The sequence below is a fragment of the Leisingera sp. ABM4_060 genome (genome assembly GCF_056158765.1).
In genome coordinates, this window is the sequence record NZ_JBSWTX010000001.1 from 792,695 (window position 1) to 812,687 (window position 19,993).

At 63.0% G+C, this 19,993-nt stretch carries 16 protein-coding genes; 11 read left to right on the forward strand and 5 right to left on the reverse strand.

The genetic code is table 11. From position 1 onward, the window contains the following. Nucleotide 1: 1 nt before the first annotated feature. Both ruvX and ccmI read right to left on the reverse strand, forming a co-directional pair. The gene (gene ruvX / locus ACXAEH_RS03955) at nucleotides 2-475 is read right to left on the reverse strand and encodes a Holliday junction resolvase RuvX (protein WP_475031183.1); all 474 of its coding nucleotides are present in this window, start codon (nucleotides 473-475) and stop codon (nucleotides 2-4) included. Next, nucleotides 472-1,710, reverse strand: coding sequence for a c-type cytochrome biogenesis protein CcmI (gene ccmI, locus ACXAEH_RS03960; RefSeq protein ID WP_475031184.1), 1,239 nt, complete (start codon nucleotides 1,708-1,710; stop codon nucleotides 472-474). The genes ruvX and ccmI overlap by 4 nt, the downstream gene beginning before the upstream one ends. Before the next feature lie 198 nt (nucleotides 1,711-1,908). On the opposite strand from ccmI, the gene ACXAEH_RS03965 reads away from it, so the two are divergent. From ACXAEH_RS03965 to rarD, 9 genes are all read left to right on the forward strand, one after another. Next, nucleotides 1,909-3,153, forward strand: coding sequence for a sarcosine oxidase subunit beta family protein (locus ACXAEH_RS03965; protein WP_019295425.1), 1,245 nt, complete (start codon nucleotides 1,909-1,911; stop codon nucleotides 3,151-3,153). A 240-nt stretch (nucleotides 3,154-3,393) separates the two neighbouring features. Further along, nucleotides 3,394-3,735, forward strand: coding sequence for a sarcosine oxidase subunit delta (locus ACXAEH_RS03970; RefSeq protein ID WP_039166089.1), 342 nt, complete (start codon nucleotides 3,394-3,396; stop codon nucleotides 3,733-3,735). 49 nt (nucleotides 3,736-3,784) lie between these two features. Then, nucleotides 3,785-6,817, forward strand: a complete 3,033-nt coding sequence (locus tag ACXAEH_RS03975) for a sarcosine oxidase subunit alpha family protein (RefSeq protein ID WP_475031185.1) — start codon at nucleotides 3,785-3,787, stop codon at nucleotides 6,815-6,817. Next, on the forward strand, nucleotides 6,810-7,376 hold the full coding sequence (locus ACXAEH_RS03980) for a sarcosine oxidase subunit gamma (protein WP_475031186.1): 567 nt from the start codon (nucleotides 6,810-6,812) through the stop codon (nucleotides 7,374-7,376). Before ACXAEH_RS03975 ends, ACXAEH_RS03980 begins: the two co-directional genes overlap by 8 nt. Nucleotides 7,377-7,484: 108 nt before the next feature. After that, complete coding sequence (locus ACXAEH_RS03985; RefSeq protein WP_475031187.1) at nucleotides 7,485-7,910, forward strand: hypothetical protein; 426 nt, start codon at nucleotides 7,485-7,487, stop codon at nucleotides 7,908-7,910. 304 nt (nucleotides 7,911-8,214) lie between these two features. After that, nucleotides 8,215-8,658 (forward strand): hypothetical protein, encoded by a 444-nt coding sequence (locus ACXAEH_RS03990; RefSeq protein ID WP_475031188.1) that lies wholly within the window; start codon nucleotides 8,215-8,217, stop codon nucleotides 8,656-8,658. 141 nt (nucleotides 8,659-8,799) lie between these two features. Beyond that, on the forward strand, nucleotides 8,800-9,399 hold the full coding sequence (locus ACXAEH_RS03995) for a superoxide dismutase (protein WP_475031189.1): 600 nt from the start codon (nucleotides 8,800-8,802) through the stop codon (nucleotides 9,397-9,399). A 125-nt stretch (nucleotides 9,400-9,524) separates the two neighbouring features. Beyond that, nucleotides 9,525-10,652 (forward strand): hypothetical protein, encoded by a 1,128-nt coding sequence (locus ACXAEH_RS04000; RefSeq protein WP_475031190.1) that lies wholly within the window; start codon nucleotides 9,525-9,527, stop codon nucleotides 10,650-10,652. Between the two features lie 114 nt (nucleotides 10,653-10,766). Further along, complete coding sequence (gene rarD, locus ACXAEH_RS04005) at nucleotides 10,767-11,678, forward strand: EamA family transporter RarD (protein WP_475031191.1); 912 nt, start codon at nucleotides 10,767-10,769, stop codon at nucleotides 11,676-11,678. Here the strand turns inward: rarD and ACXAEH_RS04010 are convergent. Beyond that, nucleotides 11,615-12,166 (reverse strand): LOG family protein, encoded by a 552-nt coding sequence (locus ACXAEH_RS04010; protein WP_475031192.1) that lies wholly within the window; start codon nucleotides 12,164-12,166, stop codon nucleotides 11,615-11,617. The genes rarD and ACXAEH_RS04010 overlap by 64 nt on opposite strands. A 124-nt stretch (nucleotides 12,167-12,290) precedes the next feature. On the opposite strand from ACXAEH_RS04010, the gene ACXAEH_RS04015 reads away from it, so the two are divergent. Then, nucleotides 12,291-13,967 carry a LysM peptidoglycan-binding domain-containing protein gene (locus ACXAEH_RS04015; protein ID WP_475031193.1) on the forward strand — a complete coding sequence of 559 codons (1,677 nt, stop codon included), beginning with the start codon at nucleotides 12,291-12,293 and terminating at the stop codon, nucleotides 13,965-13,967. Between the two features lie 97 nt (nucleotides 13,968-14,064). Next, on the forward strand, nucleotides 14,065-15,894 hold the full coding sequence (locus ACXAEH_RS04020; protein WP_475031194.1) for an ABCB family ABC transporter ATP-binding protein/permease: 1,830 nt from the start codon (nucleotides 14,065-14,067) through the stop codon (nucleotides 15,892-15,894). 86 nt (nucleotides 15,895-15,980) lie between these two features. On the opposite strand, the gene ACXAEH_RS04025 is transcribed toward ACXAEH_RS04020, so the two are convergent. Both ACXAEH_RS04025 and ACXAEH_RS04030 read right to left on the reverse strand, forming a co-directional pair. Continuing rightward, a complete protein-coding gene (locus ACXAEH_RS04025; RefSeq protein WP_475031195.1) occupies nucleotides 15,981-18,149 on the reverse strand; it encodes a methyl-accepting chemotaxis protein in 2,169 nt (722 codons plus the stop codon). A gap of 443 nt (nucleotides 18,150-18,592) precedes the next feature. Then, the gene (locus tag ACXAEH_RS04030; protein ID WP_475031196.1) at nucleotides 18,593-19,915 is read right to left on the reverse strand and encodes an AcvB/VirJ family lysyl-phosphatidylglycerol hydrolase; all 1,323 of its coding nucleotides are present in this window, start codon (nucleotides 19,913-19,915) and stop codon (nucleotides 18,593-18,595) included. Nucleotides 19,916-19,993 lie beyond the last annotated feature (78 nt).

Here is a 19,993-nt window from a genome sequence, read left to right on the forward strand (position 1 = left end):
TTCATCCGTTCTTCAAATGCCGCATCCGGTCCAATGCGCCTTGCAAGATATAGGAGGCCGCGACGTGGTCGATAACCTCTGCGCGGCGTTTGCGTGTCGTATCTGCCTCAAGAAGCGCTTTTTCTGCCGCCACGGTGCTGAGGCGCTCGTCCCAGAAGGAGATCGGCAGATCGGTGAGCTGGGCCAGATTGCGGGCAAAGGCGCGGGTGGATTGGCAGCGGGGGCCCTCGGTGCCGTCCATATTGCGGGGCAGGCCGAGGAGGATGCCGCTGATGTCGCGCTGCTGGATGATTTCCAGCAGGCGCGCGGCATCAAGCGAGAACTTCTTGCGCTTGACGGTCTCCAATGGTGTCGCCACCGCGCCGATGCGGTCGGAGACGGCAACGCCGATGGTCTTGGTGCCCAGGTCCAGCCCCATCAGCGCGTTCATCGGCGGCAGGGCGGCGGCGAAGTCTTCAAACGCGTCATGGATCATTCTGTCAGTCCTGCCTGGGCGGCGATGGTTTCCAGCAGTGCCAGCGCCTCTGCGTCTGCCTCGAACGCGCCGCGGGCCTCGTCATAGACGGTGCGGGCGCGCTCGGTCTCGCCCAGAACCGACAGGGCACCGATCAGGCGGGCCCATTCCTCGGCGCTGCCGCCTTCGGTTGCCAGCCGGTCCGACAGGCGGGTGACCATGCCGCGGATCATTTCCTGCTGCTCGTCTGCCGTCAGCTCTGCCGCGCCTTCCATGTCCTCAGCGCTGGGGCCGGGCAGGGCGGCAGGGCTGGCGCCGCCGGGCGCGATGGGCTGGTGCTGGACGCCGGCGCGGAAGGCCATTTCCTCGATCTGGCCCTGGATGCCCTGGACCCATGGCGCGTCCGCGGGGCCTGCGCGCAGGGCTGCGGCCCATTCACGGTAGGCGAGATCCGGGCGGCCGATCTGGCCGAGCATCAGGCCCCAGTAATACCGCGCGGGGCCGTGGGCGGGGTCGATGGCCAGGGCTTTTTGCAAGTCGGTCTGGGCTTGCGGCGAGACGTAGCCGCCGGTCGCCATGATCCGGAGCTCGGCCAGTTCGGTGAAGTCGCGGGCGTTGACCTGGCCCTCTGCCAGGCGGATGTAATTTTCCTTGGCCTGATAGGCAGCCTGGAAATTGCCGAGGTTGGCCTCGTGCTGGGCCAGCAGGGCCTGCCCCTGGGGATCATCTTTGCGTTCGCCTGCGGTCTTGCGCAGTTGTTCGACCAGCTGGATGTAGCCTTCTTCGACCTGGGGCTTGGGCAGCGCGGGCACCTCGGCTTCGGCCTCGGTTTGCGAGGGGCGGTTTTCGGCGCGCTCGCCTGCCAGGCGGATACGGTCCTGAAGGCCCAGATCGCCATAACCCGGGGCGCCAAGCTGCCAGTAGACCCCCAGGGTGCCGCCGGTGATCAGCAGCGCAGTGGCAATGGCAAAGCCCAGCGACAGGGCTTGCGGCTGGGCGGGGCCGGTCTTGCGTTTTTGCAGCTGTGCGTCGGCGGCCAGGATGCGGCGCGAGATTTCGGTGCGGATGCGCTCGGCGTCCCCTTCATTGATCACGCCGCGGGCCAGGTCCTTGTCCACTTCGCGCAATTGCTGGCGGTAGACGCGCAGGTCGTAGGCCGCGGCAGGTTCGCCTTGCTCGCGGGCGCGAATGATGATCATTGCCAGCAGCAGCGCTGCTGCAAAGGCGATTAGGGCGGTGACTGTCCAGAAAACCATGCCGTCTCCGTAGTTTGGTTTTCATCTATATGCGGGGGCAGCCGAACAAAAGGGCCAAACTGCCGCGCCGTCGCGAGACATGCCGCAATGCGTCATTAAGATATGTCGCAATAACGCAGAAAGGGGACGATAAACGGCACGGGTAGCCCATGCGTTTAGGGCATACCCGCTAGCAGACACGAACCATCGGATTCGCTCATGAAACGCTATTCAGTCTTTGCTGTTGCGCGGGAAGCCCTGCGCTATCACACCGGATGGGAGCGCGCCTGGCGCTCGCCGGAACCCAAACGCCACTACGATGTCGTCATCGTGGGTGCGGGCGGGCATGGCCTTGCCACTGCCTACTACCTGGGCAAGAACTTCGGCATTACCAATGTCGCAATTATCGAGAAAGGCTGGCTTGGCGGCGGCAATACGGGCCGGAACACCACCATCATCCGCTCGAACTACCTGCAGGATCCCTCGGCTGCGATCTATGAAAAGGCGCGCAGCCTTTATGAGACCATGTCGCAGGATCTGAACTACAACGTGATGTTCAGCCCGCGCGGCGTGATCATGCTGGCGCAGACCGAGCATGAGATCCGCGGCTACAAGCGCACTGCGCATGCCAACCAGCAGCAGGGTGTGCAGACCGAATGGATCACTCCGGAGCGGGTGAAAGAGATCGTGCCGATCATCAACCTGCACGGCCCGCGTTACCCGGTGCTCGGCGGCCTCTATCAGGAACGCGGCGGTACTGCGCGTCACGACGCTGTGGCCTGGGGCTATGCGCGTGCCTGTTCCGATATGGGCATGGACATCATCCAGAAGTGCGAAGTCACCGGCGTGCGCACCGAGAACGGCCGCACCGTTGGTGTCGACACCACCAAAGGCCCGATCGATTGCGACAAGATCGGCATGATCGTTGCCGGCAACGCCTCCGTTCTGTCGGAAATGGCGGGCTTCCGTCTGCCGATGGAATCCGTGGCGCTGCAGGCGATGGTGTCTGAGCCGATCAAACCCTGCATGGATGTGGTTGTGATGGCCAACACCGTGCACGGCTACATGTCCCAGTCGGACAAGGGCGAGATGGTGATTGGCGGCGGCACCGACGGGTTCAACAACTACACCCAGCGCGGTTCTTTCCATCATATCGAAGAAACCGTGCGCGCGCTTGTTGAGACCTTCCCGATGGTCAGCCGCCTGAAGATGCTGCGCCAGTGGGGCGGCATCGTGGATGTGACCGGCGACCGCTCGCCGATCATCTCCAAGACCCCGGTTCAGAACTGCTTCATCAACTGCGGCTGGGGCACCGGCGGCTTTAAGTCGATCCCGGGTTCTGGCTGGGCGATGGCAGAGCTGATGGCCACCGGCCACTCGCCGCTGACCGAGGAGTTCTCGATCAACCGCTTCAAAGAAGGCAAATTCATCGACGAAAGCGTTGCTGCGGGCGTGGCCCACTGACGCGGGCGCGGCCGGTCAAGGGCCGCTCGCCACACCGTCGAACATGAGGCACAAAACGTGTTTCACAAATCTGACGGGCGCGGGGCCCTTGAACTTGCCAGCCGGGTTAATGCGTTCATCCCGGCGCCAATCGAAGAAAGCGACAAGAAGAAATACTGCAGCTACCGCAATGAGAATCAAAGCAAACATGAGATTCACTTTGGGTTGCCGCGTTGAAAATTCAAGCTGGAGGTTCTGCCTATGCTGATCCTTGAATGTCCCTACTGCGGCGTCAAAGCCGAAGAAACCGAACTGGCCGCGGGCGGCGAAGCGCATCTGAAGCGCTTTGGCCCCGGCTCCTCGGATGATGAGTTCCATGACTACCTGTTCATGCGCGAAAACCCTAAAGGCGTTCACTTTGAACGCTGGCGCCATGCCAACGGCTGCGGCAAGTGGTTCCACGCCGCGCGCTGCACCACCACGCTGGAGGTTTTTGGCACCTACACGGCCCAGACCTCGGTGCCGACGCAGGAGATCATCGACAAGATCGCTGCCAAGCGGCCGGGCTGGACCTGGCGTGAATTTGCGGACGAGCAGAAATGATCCTCCGCCTGACTGAAACACCCGCTTTTCTTTTGAAAGGTCTGAGCACATGAGCACGCGTCTCGCCAATCAGGGCCGGCTGATCGACCGCTCCAAACAGATCGACTTCACCTTCAACGGCAAGTCCATGAAGGGCTATGCCGGCGATACTCTGGCATCCGCACTCTTGGCCAACGGCCAGGTGATGATGGGCCGGTCGTTCAAATACCACCGTCCGCGCGGCGTCGTGGCGTCGGGGTCGGAAGAGCCCAATGCGCTGATGCAGCTGGGCGTGGGCGACCGTTACGAGCCGAACCAGCGCGCCACCACCACCGAGCTGTTCTCGGGTCTGACCGCGCAGTCGCAGAACCACTGGCCGAGCCTGGAGTTCGACGTTCTGGCGGTGAACAACAAGCTGAGCCGTTTCCTGACCGCCGGCTTTTACTACAAGATGTTCATCCACCCGCGTCCGCTGTGGAAGCACGTCTATGAGCCGATCATCCGGAAGTCCGCCGGTCTGGGCGCTGCCCCCGACAAGGAACTGAAGGACGCCGACACCTACGAGCACTTCTACTTCTTCGCAGATGTGCTGGTCATCGGCGGCGGCGTTGCCGGCCTGCAGGCGGCCAAGGCCGCTGCGGCAACCGGCGCCAAGGTTCTGGTGCTGGAGCAGAACAGCCACTGGGGCGGCCGCGCGCCGGTCGACGGCGGCACCATCGACGGTGAAGCGCCCGAAGCCTGGATCGAAAAGACCCTGGCCGAGCTGCGCGAAATGGACAACGTCACCTTGCGCGACCGCTGCATGGGCTCGGGCGTCTATGACCATGGTTATGCCCTGGGCTATGAGCGCCTGACCGACCACGCGCCGGGCCAGGGCGGCCCGCGCCACCGGCTGTGGCGGATCCGTGCAACCCGTATCGTCACCGCAACCGGTGCGATTGAGCGTCCGCTGTCCTTTGCAGGCAACGATGTTCCCGGCGTCATGCTGGCGGCCTCGATGCGCGACTATGTGGTCAACTGGGGCATCAACCCGGGCCAGAAGGTTGTGGTTGCCACCAACAATGACGACGCCTACCGCACCGCGCTGGTGCTGCATGACGCAGGCGTCGAAGTGGTCCGCGTGGTCGACACCCGCGAAACCGGCGGCGGCGCGCTGATGGAAGCAGTCCGCGAGAAGGGTATCCGTGTCGAGCTGGGCCGGGCCATCGCCAAGGTGAAGGACGGCAAATGCGTGACCGAGGTCTCCATTTGCGCCCAGAACGGTGAAGGCGGTGCCCGCGAGACCGTGCAGGCCGACGCAGTTGCCATGTCCGGCGGCTGGTCGCCGGTGGTGCACCTGTGGTCCCACTGCGGCGGCAAGCTGATCTGGGACGAGAAAAACGCCAACTTCCGCCCCGATGCCTCCCGTCCGCCGCTGGGCCATGACGGAACCGGCTTTGTGGTTCCGGCGGGTAGCGCCAACGGCGAATTCGGCCTGGGCGCGCTGCTGGAAGACGCAGCGGCAGCTGGTGCCAAGGCGGCCGAAGAGGCTGGCTTCCCGGCGAAAACCGTGGCGGCTGCCAAAGGCGAGTCCGAGGCGGAAGTGCAGATGGAAGCGGTCTGGCTGATGCCGGCCAAGGCGGACATCAAGCTGCGCATGAAGTCCTGGCTGGATTATCAGAACGACGTGAAAGTGTCGGACGTGCAGCTGGCAGCCCGCGAAGGCTATGAAAGCGTCGAGCACACCAAGCGTTACACCACGCTGGGCATGGCCACCGACCAGGGCAAACTGTCCAACATCAACGGTCTGGCCATTCTGGCCGACAGCCTGAACTCGGAAATCCCGCAGGTGGGCACCACCACCTTCCGTCCGCCCTACCACCCGATCTCGCTGGGCGCGATCGCCGGTGAGGCACGGGCCGAGATCTTCCAGCCGGTGCGCAAGACACCGATTGCAGACTGGATGGACCGGAACGGCGCGGATTGGGAACCGGTCGGCCAGTGGCGCCGCCCGTTCGCCATCACCCGCCCGGGCGAGGACCGTCATGCCGCGGTGAACCGCGAGGTGAAGAACACCCGCGAAAACCTGGGCCTGCTGGATGCTTCGACCCTGGGTAAGCTGGTGGTCAAGGGCCCCGACGCAGGCAAGTTCCTGGACATGATGTACACCAACATGATGTCGACGCTGAAGATCGGCAAATGCCGCTATGGCCTGATGTGCACCGAGAACGGCTTTTTGATGGACGACGGTGTGGTTGCCCGCATCGACGAGGACACCTGGCTGTGCCACACCACCACCGGCGGCGCCGAGCGCATCCACGGCTGGATGGAAGAATGGCTGCAGACCGAATGGTGGGACTGGAAAGTCTATGTTGCCAACGTGACCGAGCAGTATGCGCAAGTGGCTGTGGTCGGCCCTAACGCCCGCAAGGTGCTGGAAAAGCTGAACGCGGCAGCCGGCGGCGGCATGGATGTCTCGAAAGAGGCGCTGCCCTTTATGGAATGGCGTGACGGCAAGATCGGCGGGTTTGACGCGCGTGCTTACCGGATCTCCTTCTCGGGCGAGCTGTCCTATGAGATCGCGGTTGCGGCCTCTGAGGGTCAGGCGTTCTGGGATGCGCTGATGGAAGCAGGCAAGGAATTCGGTGTCATGCCTTATGGCACCGAGACCCTGCACATTCTGCGCGCCGAGAAGGGCTTTATCATGATCGGCGACGAAACCGATGGCACTGTGATCCCGCAGGATCTGGGGCTGAACTGGGCGCTGTCGAAGAAGAAGGAAGACTATCTGGGCAAACGCGCGCAGGCGCGCTCGCACATGGTCGATCCGGAGCGCTGGCAGCTGGTTGGCCTGGAAACCGTCGACGGTTCCGTGCTGCCCGACGGCGCCTATGCGGTGGGTGAAGGCGTCAACGCCAACGGCCAGCGCAACATGATCGGCCGGGTCACCTCGACTTACTTCTCCGCCACCCTGAACAAGGGCATCGCCATGGGCCTGGTCAAGCACGGTCCCAAGCGGATGGGCGAAGTGATCGAGTTCCCGGGCACTGACGGCAAGACTTACAAAGCCAAGATCGTTGACCCGGTCTTCTACGACAAGGATGGAGAGAAGCAGAATGTCTAAGGCTGTTTCCGTACTGAACGGCGCCCAGTATACCGGGCTGGCCAAGGTCGAAGATGCCGGCCTGCAGGGGATGATCACCCTGCGCGGCGATCTGGGGTCATCGGCGCTGAAGGCGGCTGTCAAAGCCGCCACCGGCGCTGAGGTTCCGGCTCAGGGCTCTGTCAATGTTGCCGAAAACGGCGCCGTTGCCTGGATGTCCACCGACGAGCTGCTGCTGCTGGTGCCTTACGAGGACGCGGTTGCCAAAACCGCCGAGGTGTCCGAGGCACTGAAGGGCGAGCACGCGCTGGCGGTGAACGTATCCGACGCCCGTGCCTTCTTCCGCCTGTCGGGCGAGGGCGCGCGCGAGGTGCTGGGCAAGGTGAGCCCGGTGGACTTTGACGGCGCGGCCTTTGTTCCTGGCCAGTTCCGCCGCTCGCGCCTGGCGCAGGTGGCCGGTGCCTTCTGGCTGAACGAAGACGGCAGTTTCTATATCGTCTGCTTCCGCTCGGTCGGGGAGTATGTGTTCAAACTGCTGAGCACCGCCGCCCACCCGCAGTCGAAAGTTGGTGTTTACTAAACCCTGACTTGAAGCTAGCTATTTGAACGCCCCTTGCCGAGCAAGGGGCGTTTTTTTGTGCCTGGCGGCCGGCTGGGCTGAATTGCGGACTGATTTTAGGAGTTTAAGGTGAAGACCTTTAAAGTACTTTCGGCTGCTGCTGCTCTTGTACTTGGAGCGCAGGCCGCGCAGGCAAAAGAAACATTCGTTTGCGACGTGACAACATATGCGCCAGTGCTTGAGCAGTGGATCCCTGAGACCATTACGGTTGAGTTCGGGGACAGCCGGGCCACGGCGAAGGTCCACGACCGGTTGATTGGCAAACGGTACGGCGGGCCAATAGACGTAACTGTGAAACCTCGCTCTGCTGCAACAGTGAAGCTTTTCTGGACTCTGGAAGACGTGCCGCGCTGGAAGAACACCCATCGTGGCAATGTGTTTTATGAGGCAATGTTTAACTTCAAGAAGAACAAGCTGTTCATGGATGTCCTGTTCCCGGGAATGCACGGGCCTGAACCGCGCGGTATCGGGAAATGCAGCCTTAACGCCGGATAGGGTTTTCCTGGTGTTCCGGATCGCCGGCCGTCCGGCCCGGCCCCTTCGGACCCGCAGAAGATGATGCCATGCTGCGGCGCAGCGCGCCCATGCATTGCCTTGGGTGTTTAATAAAATTATTACTCGCTTTTTGCTTGTGACGCCATGGTGCGTCATTTACGGTGGCCCAAGACATCCGGAGCGCCGCATTTTCCGCTGGCGCAGGATCCGGAGAAAGACCTTTGCAGTGAATGCAACTGATTGATTTTGCGGCTGTTACCCGGCCTGGGAGGCAGCCCTGTGAGATGGTTTTGGGGGGCGGCAGATGGGTGTGCCGAAATGCGGGTTTCTGGCATTGGTTTTTACGCTTGCCGGCGCGGCGGCGATGGTCGGCACCAGCTTCAGCTGCGATTTGAAACCGCTGTCCGGCGCCTCCTGGATACCCAGCCGCATTTCCGTGCATTTCGCAGAGGATTTTTCAACCGCCAAGGTTGAGGATGCGGCGTTTGGTGTCACGGTTCCTGCCAGGGTCGCAAAGCGCAGCGGCACGACCTACGCGCTCAGCTGGTCGCTGCCCGGTCTGGCGGTTGCCGCTGAAAACGGCCAGGCAGAACCGCGGTTCCGGGCGGTTCTGAATACGGCAAACCTGAAAATGAGCATTCAATCCATCCGTCTCGTGGAAGGCGGGCAGCTGCCGCGCGGGTCAGGGACCTGCCGGAGGCACCGCAGCCTGTCGCAGCTGGCGCGGATCGACGCGGCCTTGGATTGACCCTGCTGCAAGAGCGCCGCCGGACCCGTTGAAATCTGCACATAGGCCCCGCACTGATTTGCCGTGTTGGCTCTTGACCTGATAGCGCGCACACAGCATGTATCTGCGCAGGAACGCAAACTTATTTCACAGGGGGCCCAAATGGCTTTTGAACTTCCCGATCTTCCCTATGCACATGACGCTCTGGCTGCCAAAGGCATGTCGGCGGAAACCCTGGAATACCACCACGATCTGCACCACAAGGCCTATGTCGACAACGGCAACAAGCTGATTGCCGGCACCGAGTGGGAAGGCAAGTCGCTGGAAGAGATCATCACCGGCACCTATGATGCAGGCGCGGTTGCCCAGAACGGCATCTTCAACAACATCTCGCAGCTGTGGAACCACAACCAGTTCTGGGAAATGATGGGCCCTGGGACCAGCGCGATGCCCGGGGAGCTGGAAAAGGCCCTGGTCGAATCCTTCGGTTCGGTTGACGAGTTCAAGGCACAGTTTTCCGCCGCCGGCGCGGGCCAGTTCGGCTCCGGCTGGGCCTGGCTGGTCAAGAACGCCGACGGCTCGCTGGCCGTCACCAAAACCGAGAATGGCGTCAACCCGCTGTGCTTCAACCAGACCGCGCTGCTGGGCTGCGATGTGTGGGAGCACTCCTACTACATCGACTTCCGCAACAAGCGCCCGGCCTATCTGACCAACTTCCTGGACAACCTGGTGAACTGGGAAAACGTCGCCTCGCGGATGTAATAACGACCGGAAAAGAAGAATTTAAAACCCCGTCCGGAAAGGCGGGGTTTTTTATTGCGTTTTATCTTTACCTAGGGGAACCTGCTCGCCGTTAAGAGGAGTGTATTTCCTGGGGGATTTCTTAAATGCGATATTTTGTAGTGCTGGTTTCGATTATGAGTTTGGCGTCCTGCAGCCTTTTGCAACGCGAAGCAGGCTATCCCGGCGGCAATCTAGGCTTCCTGGCAGACAGGCATGCCCTGTTTGCCCGCGGCCATGAACAGCGGGTGAACCGGTTCATTGTCACGCTGTCCCTGACTGCTCCGTTCATTGCTGAAACTGCGCAAAGTTCCAGTGAAGCCAAGCTGACTTCCGCTGCCATCGATGAGCTGTACGCCACCATTCTGGCGCTGAAGGAGGCACAGCCGGTTTGCCGGCCCGAATTGAACAATGAAGGAACGGCGGTTCAGGTCAGTAATTGTTCTGCCGAAATGATTGCCGGAAACGGAGCGACCGCGCTGGATTTTGAACGGCTGGCCTTTACCGTGAACAAATCGCTCTACGATGCGCTGAAGCAAGGGTTTGACAATCTGGAATTAAAGGCAAATGTCAAAAAAATTCTTGCGCTGGAACCCATCGAACTGTTGCGGACAATTTTGCGGGCTCGCCACTTGGTGCCCGTTTTGGTTGAATATCTGGCGACCTACCGGGATGTTACTGTTATTTTTGGGCAATCAGTGGTGACCTCCTGCGTTGTCCCCGTGGGCCAGGCATCGGCAGCCAGGGCCGGGATCGAGAGCCTTCAGAGAGTGAAGCAAAGAACAGAGCTCCAGAACGAGGATCTGCAGGCCTTCAAGAGCACGCTGACTCCAAGCCTATCTGCGCTTGCCTCTGCCTGCGGCAAGGTCGATGAAAAGTTTGTCGAGCTGATTGACCGGTCCCGGACCGCGGATTTTGACGTGGCCCGTCAAGAGCGCCCTTTACGGGACGTGTATTTGGCCTCCAGTGAGGCGATCAATGCGGGATTGAACTGGAAATTGGAGGAGTGGCAGGTTGCAGCCCTCTTGCATAAGGTCAACCGTGCATGTCTCAAGCTGGAAGCGAGGGCGCGCGTGGACGACGAGGATTTTGATGGCTGCGGCATCAAATGGGAAAGCTCCGTTGCCGGTGCCGAAAAGGTCAGCGGTGTTCAGCCAAGTGCCAAAGATCAGGAAACGGCAAGCAATGTCCGGAACCTGATTGCCAAATACAGCGTTGACCCTGCTGCGCAGTGATCCGGAGCCAGATGCGCCAAGGGACGTCTTGGCGCATCTGTTTGGGCGCTCTGGGCAACTTGCTGCTTGCATCCAAATTGCAAGGCACTCATGCGTTGCTGGGGAGGACAGCCAATGAGTGAATCGGCCAAAGGCATCCTGGCGATGATTGCGGCCTGCGTGGTCTGGGGGCTGTCGGGGATCTATTACAAGGCGCTGTCGCATGTGCCGCCGGAGCAGGTGCTGTCGCACCGGGTGCTGTGGTCGTTCCTGTTCTTTGCCGGCGTGCTGCTGGTGCAGGGGCGGATCGGCGCCCTGTGGGCCGCTTTGGGCACATGGCGCAACGCCGGGCTGCTGGTTTGCGCGACGGCGATGATCTCGCTCAACTGGTTTGTGTTTATTTCATCGGTTCAGACCGGGCACGCAACAGAGGCGAGCCTCGGCTACTACATCTTTCCGCTGCTCAGCGTGCTTTTGGGGCGGCTGGTTTTTGGTGAGCTGCTGACCCGGGCGCAGGGCGCGGCCATCGGACTGGCGGCGCTTGCAGTGGCGGTTCTGGCCTTTGGGCTGGGGGTCGCGCCCTGGATCGCGCTGGTTCTTGGGGTCAGCTTTGCGCTTTATGGCGTGGCCAAGAAGAAACTGCCGCTGGGGCCGGTTGTTTCCGTTACGGCTGAGGTGCTGCTGATCCTGCCGGTGGCGCTGGCCGTGATCTGGACGACCGGCGGGGCAGGGTTCCTGGGAGGGCCGCGGGACGCCGCCATGCTGGCGTTTTCCGGCATCCTGACGGGTCTGCCGCTGATCCTGTTCAGCTATGCCGCCAAACGGGTGCGGCTGGGCACGGTGGGGGTGCTGCAGTATTTGAACCCGACGCTGCAATTCCTGGTCGCGGTGCTGGTCTTTGCCGAACCCTTTACGACGTGGCACGGCATCGCCTTTGCGCTGATCTGGAGCGCAGTAGGGGGGTTCTCGGCCTCGGCGCTGCGTCAGGAACGGGCGTCGCGCAGGGCGGCAATGGCCGCCACTGGCGTGTCGGCCCAGATCAGATAGTCTGCGGTCGTCTGACCGGCAAAGCCCTGACCCACGACATGGTCCAGCAGATCGCGCAGCTTATCCCAGTATCCGGCAGTATTGAGGATCACGATCGGCTTGTCGTGCAGCCCCAGCTGACGCCAGGTGAGGGCCTCAAACAGCTCATCCAGCGAGCCGGCGCCGCCGGGCAGCACCACCACAGCGTCGGCGTTCCACAGCATCACCTTCTTGCGCTCGTGCATGGTCTCGGTGACGACATAGGTTGTGAGATCTGACTTGCCGACTTCGCGCCGCTCCAGATGGCCGGGGATCACGCCGAAGGTCTCGGCACCCGCTGATTGCGCGGCGCGGGCAACCTCGCCCATCAGCCCGACATCGCCGGCGCCATAGACCAGCCGCATCCCGTTTCCGGCAAGCAGGGCGCCGAATTCGCGGGCGGCTTCGGCATATGCGGTCTGCGCGCCGGCGCGGGATCCGCAATAGACACAAACGGATTTGATGCTCATCGGCCAGCCTTTCCGTGGAATTTCAAGGTGAAACGCAATTGGTGTTTTGACCCGTGATAGCGGGATTGCTAGATTTGCTCAACTAAGCGGAAGGCCACATTCCGCAACTCTTGAAGGGATCGCAATGGCGGATGCATCTGGAAGCGGGGGTCTGGGGGCCCTCACACTTGGCGGTATTGCCGGAACAGTCGTGGTGCTGGGCGGCGTGGTGCTGTTTCAGCTAGGGGTGTTCGGTTCGGGGGAACCGGATCCAGGCGCGGCAAATGGCGGCCAGGCAGGCAGCCAGGCGGCAGCCAACGGCGGCGCATTTACCGGTGACGGTGATAAATCCGGGCAGCCACTGCAGAACAACGGGCTGGGCCAGTCCAAAGATGCCGGGACGGAAACGGCTGCGGCGGAGAATGCCGGGGCCGATGAGACCGGACAGGCGGTGGCAGAGGATCCTGCACAGACGCAATCTGCCGTGGATGCTGCAGCGGTTGAAGAACCGGCCGTAACGGATGGAAACGGAACAGAAACGGCGCAAGATGATGCGGCTTCCCAAGAGGCCGGAGAGCAGATTGCGCTGGCGGAACCGGCTGCAGAGGCTGAGGCCGTTCCGGACCCGGCGGTGCAGGAGCCGGATGCCAAGGAAGAGCTTTTTGTGCTTGAGGCGCCGGAGCTGGACCTGGTGCGCGTCGACAGCGATGGGGCTGCAGTGATTGCGGGCCGTGCACAAGCGGGCGTGCAAGTGTCGGTGCTGCTGGATGGCGAGGTTCTGGAACAGGTCGAGGTGCCGGCCGGTGGAGAGTTCGTGTCGCTGACCAATATCCCGGCAAGCGCCGAGGCCCGGGTGGTCTCGCTGCTGGCAGAGCACGAAGGCCAGCAAAGCACGTCGGGCGCCTCCTTCATTCTGGCGCCGGTGAGCCCGGTGGCGGCGGCAGAGGAAGAACAGCCTGCGGAGACTGCGGCGGTTAAATCCGCAGAAACCGCTGGTGCGGCTGACCAGAACGGTGTTGCTGCTGGCGCTGAACACACCGCTGAAGGCGGCGAGCAGGTTGCAGCTTTGGATCCGGACGCCGGCACCGGGGCGGTCGAGCCTGAAGGCGCGTCCTCTGCTGGCCAGGGGACTAGCGCTGCTGGCGCATCCGGGACAAAAGATGCGGAGGCGCCGGCACAGGATGTTGCGGACCCCGCTGCCGAAGCACCTGCGGCGGAAGATCCGGCCTTGGCCGGAGAACCTGATGCGCCGCAGCCGCAGGGCCAGGCTGTTGCCGTGCTGCGGGCGGATGCGGACGGCATCGAGGTGGTGCAGCCTGCGATCCCTGCCGATCCCGGGCTGAGCGATGAGGTTGCGCTGGATTCGATCAGCTACAACGGCACAGGCGGTGTCGAACTGGCGGGCCGGGCGCGGCCGGATTCGCGGGTGCGCGTCTATGTGGACAATGCGCCGGTGGCTGAGCTGGATACCGGTGCGGATGGCCGCTGGAACGGGCGGCTGGAGGGCGTGGAGCCTGGTATCTACACGTTGCGCCTGGATGAGATCGAACTGACCAGCGGCGCCGTGGTCAGCCGTCTGGAAACCCCGTTCAAACGCGAGGCCCCCGAGGCTCTGGTGCAGCCGGGTGGCGATGCAACACCGGATCAGCCTGCGCCGCTGGTGCGGGCGGTGACGGTGCAGAAGGGCGATACGCTTTGGGCCATCTCGCAGGAGAAATACGGCAGCGGTTTCCTGTACGTGCGGGTGTTCGAGGCCAACCGTGACGCAATCCGCAACCCGGATCTGATCTATCCGGGGCAAGTGTTTACTGTACCCGAATAACAGAACAAAAACGCGCCCTTGCGGCGCGTTTTTTACCTCCGCCCCTCGCAAATCCGTGATCAGGTGCGTATCTCTGAAGGTCTAGCCAGGATTTGCCATGACCCAGACCGACCAGGCCTCTGCACCGACCCAAGCAGACATCGCCGAAGACGAACGCCGCTCAGGCTTGCGCACCTTGCGCAAGGTCGGGCCGTATCTGTGGCCTAGAGACAACCGCGCGGTGAAGGTCCGCGTGGTTCTGGCGCTGGCGGTGCTGGTGGCGGCCAAGCTGATCGCAGTCTATACGCCGATGCTCTACAAGGGGGCGGTTGACAGCCTGGCGGGCGAGGGCGTGCCGCCGCTGGCTTTGGGAGCTGTTGGCCTGACGGTCGCCTACGGCATGTCTCGGATCCTGACCACCGGGTTTCAGCAGCTGCGCGACGCGGTCTTTGCCCCGGTCGGGCAGCGGGCGCTGCGGCGGCTGGCGCTGGAGACTTTTACCCATATCCACCGCCTGTCGATGCGTTATCACATCACCCGCAAGACCGGCGGGCTGAGCCGGATCATCGAGCGCGGGGTGAAGGGCGTCGAGTTCCTGCTGCGCTTCATGCTGTTTTCCATCGGCCCGCTGATCCTGGAGCTGACGCTGGTTGCAGTGATCCTGACGGTGCTGTTTGACGCCTGGTATCTGCTGGTGGTGGCAGGCACCATCGCACTTTATGTCTGGTTCACCTTTGCGGTCACCGAATGGCGGGTAAAGCTGCGCCGGGAGATGAACAAGCAGGACACCGACGCCAACCAGAAAGCCATCGACAGCCTGCTGAATTTCGAGACGGTGAAATATTTCGTTGCCGAGGAACGCGAGGCGGCGCGCTATGACGGGGCGATGCGGGGCTATGCCCAGGCGGCGCTGAAAACGGCCTACTCACTGGCGGCGCTGAACTTCGGGCAGAGCGTGATCATCACCGCAGGTCTGATCGGGGTGATGGTGATGGCAGCCATCGGCGTCGAGAAAGACGCGCTGACGGTTGGCGATTTTGTCATGGTCAACGCCTATATGATCCAGATCACCGTGCCGCTGAACTTCCTGGGCACCGTGTACCGCGAAATCCGCCAGAGCCTGGTCGACATGGGCGAGATGTTCGACCTGCTGGAGCAGCCCGCCGACGTGAGCGACCGCCCGGGCGCCGCGGTGCTGGCGGTGAACGGCGGACGGATCACGCTGGAGAATGTGCGGTTCGGCTATGAGCCGGAGCGCGAGATCCTGAAAGGCGTCTCTTTGCAGGCCGAGGCCGGGGAGACGGTGGCGATTGTCGGCTCGACCGGCTCGGGCAAATCGACCATCGGGCGGCTGCTGTTCCGCTTCTATGACGTGACCGGCGGGGCGTTGAAGATCGACGGGCAGGACGTGCGGGATGTGACCCAGAAGAGCCTGCACCAGGCGATCGGCGTGGTGCCGCAGGACACGGTGCTGTTCAACGACACCATCCGCTACAACATCGCCTATGGCCGTGATGGCGCCAGCCAGGCAGAGATCGAACAGGCGGCGCGCGATGCCCAGATCCACGATTTCATCATGGCTCTGCCGGAGGGTTACGGCACCCAGGTGGGCGAGCGCGGGCTGAAACTGTCCGGCGGTGAAAAGCAGCGGGTGGGCATTGCCCGCACGCTCCTGAAGAACCCGCCGGTGCTGCTGCTGGACGAAGCGACTTCGGCGCTGGACACCGACACTGAGCAGGAGATCAAGGAGGCGCTGGCGCGGGCCGGGCAGGGGCGCACGGTGATCACCATTGCGCACCGGCTGTCGACCATAGCCGAGGCTGACCGGATCGTGGTGCTGGAGCAGGGCGAGATTGCCGAGACCGGAACCCATGAGGAACTGCTGGCGCAGGAGGGGCGCTATGCACGCCTGTGGCAGCGGCAGCAGGCGGATCAGGACGCAGCCTGACATCCGGCACTTGCGGGCAGTTGCGCCGCGCAGCAAAAAGGCCGGTCCAGGGACCGGCCTTTTCTGTGTCAGGTATCTGGGCGGTTCTAGAAATCGTCCCATTTGGCGTTGGCTGCCTGCGCGGGCATGGGCACCGCGGCATCGAAATCCATGTCGCCGCCATGGGCGCTGGGTGCAGCAGGGGCTGCCGCCGGGGCCTTGCTGCCCGCAGAGACCGCTGCGCCGGCAATATTGAACTGCCCCATCAGGTCTGCCAGCTTGCTGGCATCGGAGTGCAGCATATGGCCGGCAGCGGTGGCTTCCTCCACCATGGCGGCGTTCTGCTGGGTCACCTGGTCCAGCTGGCTGACCCCGGTGTTGATCTCGCTGAGGCCGGTCGACTGCTCGGCGGCGCCTTCGGCGATGTTGGACACCAGTTCGGAGATGTTGTTGACGCGGCCGACGATGCTGTTCAGCGCCTCGCCGGTTTCGCCAACCAGATCCACCCCCTGGCCGACCTGCTTGGAGCTGTCGCCGATCAGGGTCTTGATCTCGGTCGCCGCGTCCGCCGAACGCTGCGCCAGCGCCCGCACTTCCGAGGCAACCACGGCAAAGCCCTTGCCGGCCTCGCCCGCCCGGGCCGCTTCCACCCCTGCGTTGAGGGCGAGGAGGTTGGTCTGGAAGGCGATGTCGTCGATCACCGAGATGATCTGCGAAATCTTGGTCGAGGATTGCTCGATCGCGGTCATGGCCTCCACTGCCTTGCGCACGATGCCGCCGCTGGCTTCGGCTTCCTGACGGGCTTCCTCCATGGTGATTTCGACATTGCGCGCGCCTTCGGCCGAGGATTTCACCGAGGCTGTCAGCTCTTCCAGCGCTGCGGCGGTTTCTTCCAGTGTCGCCGCCTGGCTTTCGGTGCGGTTCGACAGGTCGTCCGACGCGGTGCTGATCTCGGTGGCGCCATTGTGGATGCTGCCGGTGGCCGAGATCACCTGCTCGATGGTCTCTTTGAGGTTCGCGACGGTGGTGTTGAAGCTCTTGCGCAACTCTTCGTATTCCTCCGGGAAGGCCTCGTCGATGGAACATTCCAGATCGCGGTTCGACAGGCGGGCGAGATGGTCGTCCAGCTTGCCCACCACGGCGCCGCGGTCGGCGATGCGGCTGGCCTCGATATTGGCGAGCTTGTCCTCTGCCTCGGCCAGCGAAGCGCGGGTTTTCTCCATCGCACGGCTGAGGTTGCCGACTTCGGTCTTGGAGTCCAGGAAGGCCGGTTCAAAGTCGAATTCCTTGCGGGCCAGCTTGTCCAGATCCGACTGCAGGGCGCCGAATTGTTTGGTGAAAGCGGTGATCAGGCGCAGGCCGATGATGCTGCTAGTGATCAGCGAGAGTGCAACCGCAGCCAGGGTGACGATCAGGGCGTTCCGGGCGCTGGTGGCCTCTTCCTGCGCCATGGTGATCATTGTCTTGGCGACAGTGGTGTCCACCTCATGCAGCGAAGTGACCCAGCGGGATGCCCGCTCGAACCAGTCGCGCGAGGTATAGGCCGGAGCCGGAGCGCCGGGGCCGGCCTCAAGCACCTGCTCGCGGATGCCGGGCAGGCCGGTGGGCTCCAGGCCCTGGCGGATGTTCAGCCCGGGCAGCATTTGGCCCAGGGCCAGTCCTGCGATATCCAAGAGCTGCCTTTCGACCGCACCGGTGCTGGCGTACCAGCGGTAGAGTTTCAGGTTGAAACTGCCGTTGCCGAACCCGCCGGCGCCTGCCGCCCGCTGCTGGCCGGCGGCCTCTTTGGCGTAGGCCATGGTGACAAGGCCGGTGCTGACCTGTGCCAGATCGGCGTTTTTCTGATGCAGCAGCTGGACGCTGACGTCCTTCAGGATATCGGCGATGATCTTGGAGTACTGCGCGCCCATCTGGGCGGGCTTGAGTTCCTGCGTGGTGACGGACTCGCGCAGTCCCGCAAGGCTGTTCAGGTGTTTCAAGGTGCTGGCCGCGGAAGCCGGCACCGACTGCCTGGCGGTATCTGCCTTGCTCCTAGCGCCTTGCAGATCGGTGGCTCCGGTTTCGCCGCCCGAAGACAGGTAGACGGCCGAGAGGCCGCGCTCGACCTGCAGGTAGTGAACGACTTCAAGAAGAGTAATGGATTCCTGGGTTTCAGCCTGGGTGACCTGGGCAGCCTGGTAACGCTGCCAGTCGTCGAAGGCATTGAAACCGCCGATACCCGCAAGGGCGATTAGCGGGATCGCGATCAATGCGAGGATTTGAGATCGTAGTGACATATTGTTTCCCCAACCGAAAAGAACACGCAGAGCGGGAAGGTATCAGCTCCATGCATCTCCTTGGCATGAAAACGATAACATATCGTGAAGGTTGAAGATGTCGGCTGGAGGCCCGAAGGCGCGGATTTTCCAGTGAAAAGCCTGGAAATGCGTCATATTCCGGAGGGAAATGACGCATGCGGCCAAGTTAGGGCGCAGCAGGCGCTTCCGGGGTGATGGAGGAACATCAGGAAAGCGAGAAAAAATGGCTTGAAGACAGTGGGTTGGCAATACCTATGAGGCTGTTGGCAGTGTCCTGGCCGGTCCTGTCAAATGGGGAAAGTTTTAGAGATTTCAAATGCCGGCGGCAGTCTGATGAGGCCGTCTGTTCCGGATCCACTGTCTCTTAGACGGATCTGCTAACGCGGCGGAACAGGGGAGGGCGCGAAACCGCCCTGTGCGTGTCAGCTGCCGTTCACGGCCAGTGCCGTTAGCGCCTCCACGATGCGGCCATAGTCCTTGCCCAGATGGTGGCCGCCGTCGAACTCCAGCCGCTGCATACCGGGCAGGCGCGCGGCGGGGCAGGCGCTGACGGTTTCCTTGCGCCCATAGAGGCACAGGACACGCTCTGGCGGGAGGCTGGCGGCAAGCGCGCCGATGGCCGGGGCCACGGCGACCGAACCGGTGCGCTGGCCCAGCCAGCCGCCGGCCACGATTTCAAAGCCGGTGTGGGTTTCCGGTGCAATCAGGCCGATCCCCGCCAGCCGCGCACGCAGCCCGGCGGGCAGGCCGGCGGCGGCAAAGGGCAGGGTGTTGGCGCCAAGCGAAAAGCCCAGGAGCAGCACCCGGTCGCGGCCAAAGGCCCTGCGGAAATGCGAGTCGATGCGGGAGATGTCCGCCGCGATCTGTTCCGGCTGCTTTTCCCGCCACATGTAGCGCAGGCTGGAAATGCCCACCACGGGAATGCCGCGGGCGGCCAGCCGGTCTGCAATCTGCTCGTCGAAACTGGCCCAGCCGCCATCACCAGACAGGAAGATGGCATAGGTGCCTGTTACAGGTGCGCTGCTGTCCTGATGGATGGTGAGCGGCAGCCCGTCGAGACCGGATCCGGTGGCCGTGGTCCCTGTATCAAAGGCATGATCCGTGCCTGCGAGGCGCAGGTAGCTTTGGTAGAAGGCCCGGCGGGAGCTGGGCTCTGGCTGCACAACAGTTGCGCCTGCCACGCCTTCGGCCACCGAAGTACTGCCGGGCTGCACCACGTCGAGCCAGCGCAGGGGCGCCTTGCCCTGCCGGGCATCCGTGAGCGCAGTGCCGCTGCACGGCGGTTGTAGGTCCGTGAAGCCGGCCGTGACCAGCCCCTTGAACTGCTCAGGAGCGGCATCGGCGGCATGCAGGGCGATGGCGGCGCCTTCGGCGTAGCCGGTCAGTACGGGGGTGCGGGACAGCGCGCCTTCCTGCTGCTGAATGCGGCGGGCAAGATCCGACAAAAGCGGCGCTGCGGCGGCGCAGTCCCCGCCGGCCTGGGCCAGCAACTGCTGTCCGCCAACGCCGATCACCAGGGTATGCATTTCGGACAGCCGCTGCGCCCGCGCCGCCAGTTCCCCGGTCCAGCCATCGGATCCGGTCACGATCAACGCCGTGGAGCGGGCCTCCAGGCCGTGGGGCACGACAACGGTTGCGGGCTGGATGTGCGCGGCGGTTTGCGCGGTGATGCGGGCGCCGGATGCCAGCAGCAGCAGGGCAGCCGCGGCGGCTAATCCTTTCCAGAAGATGTGATGCCGTGTCATGCGCGGTCTTCCCAGGTTCACTCTCACTTGCCGTCAGCAGCTAGCAGAACTTTCCTGCGGAAGCGTGAATTTCAGCAG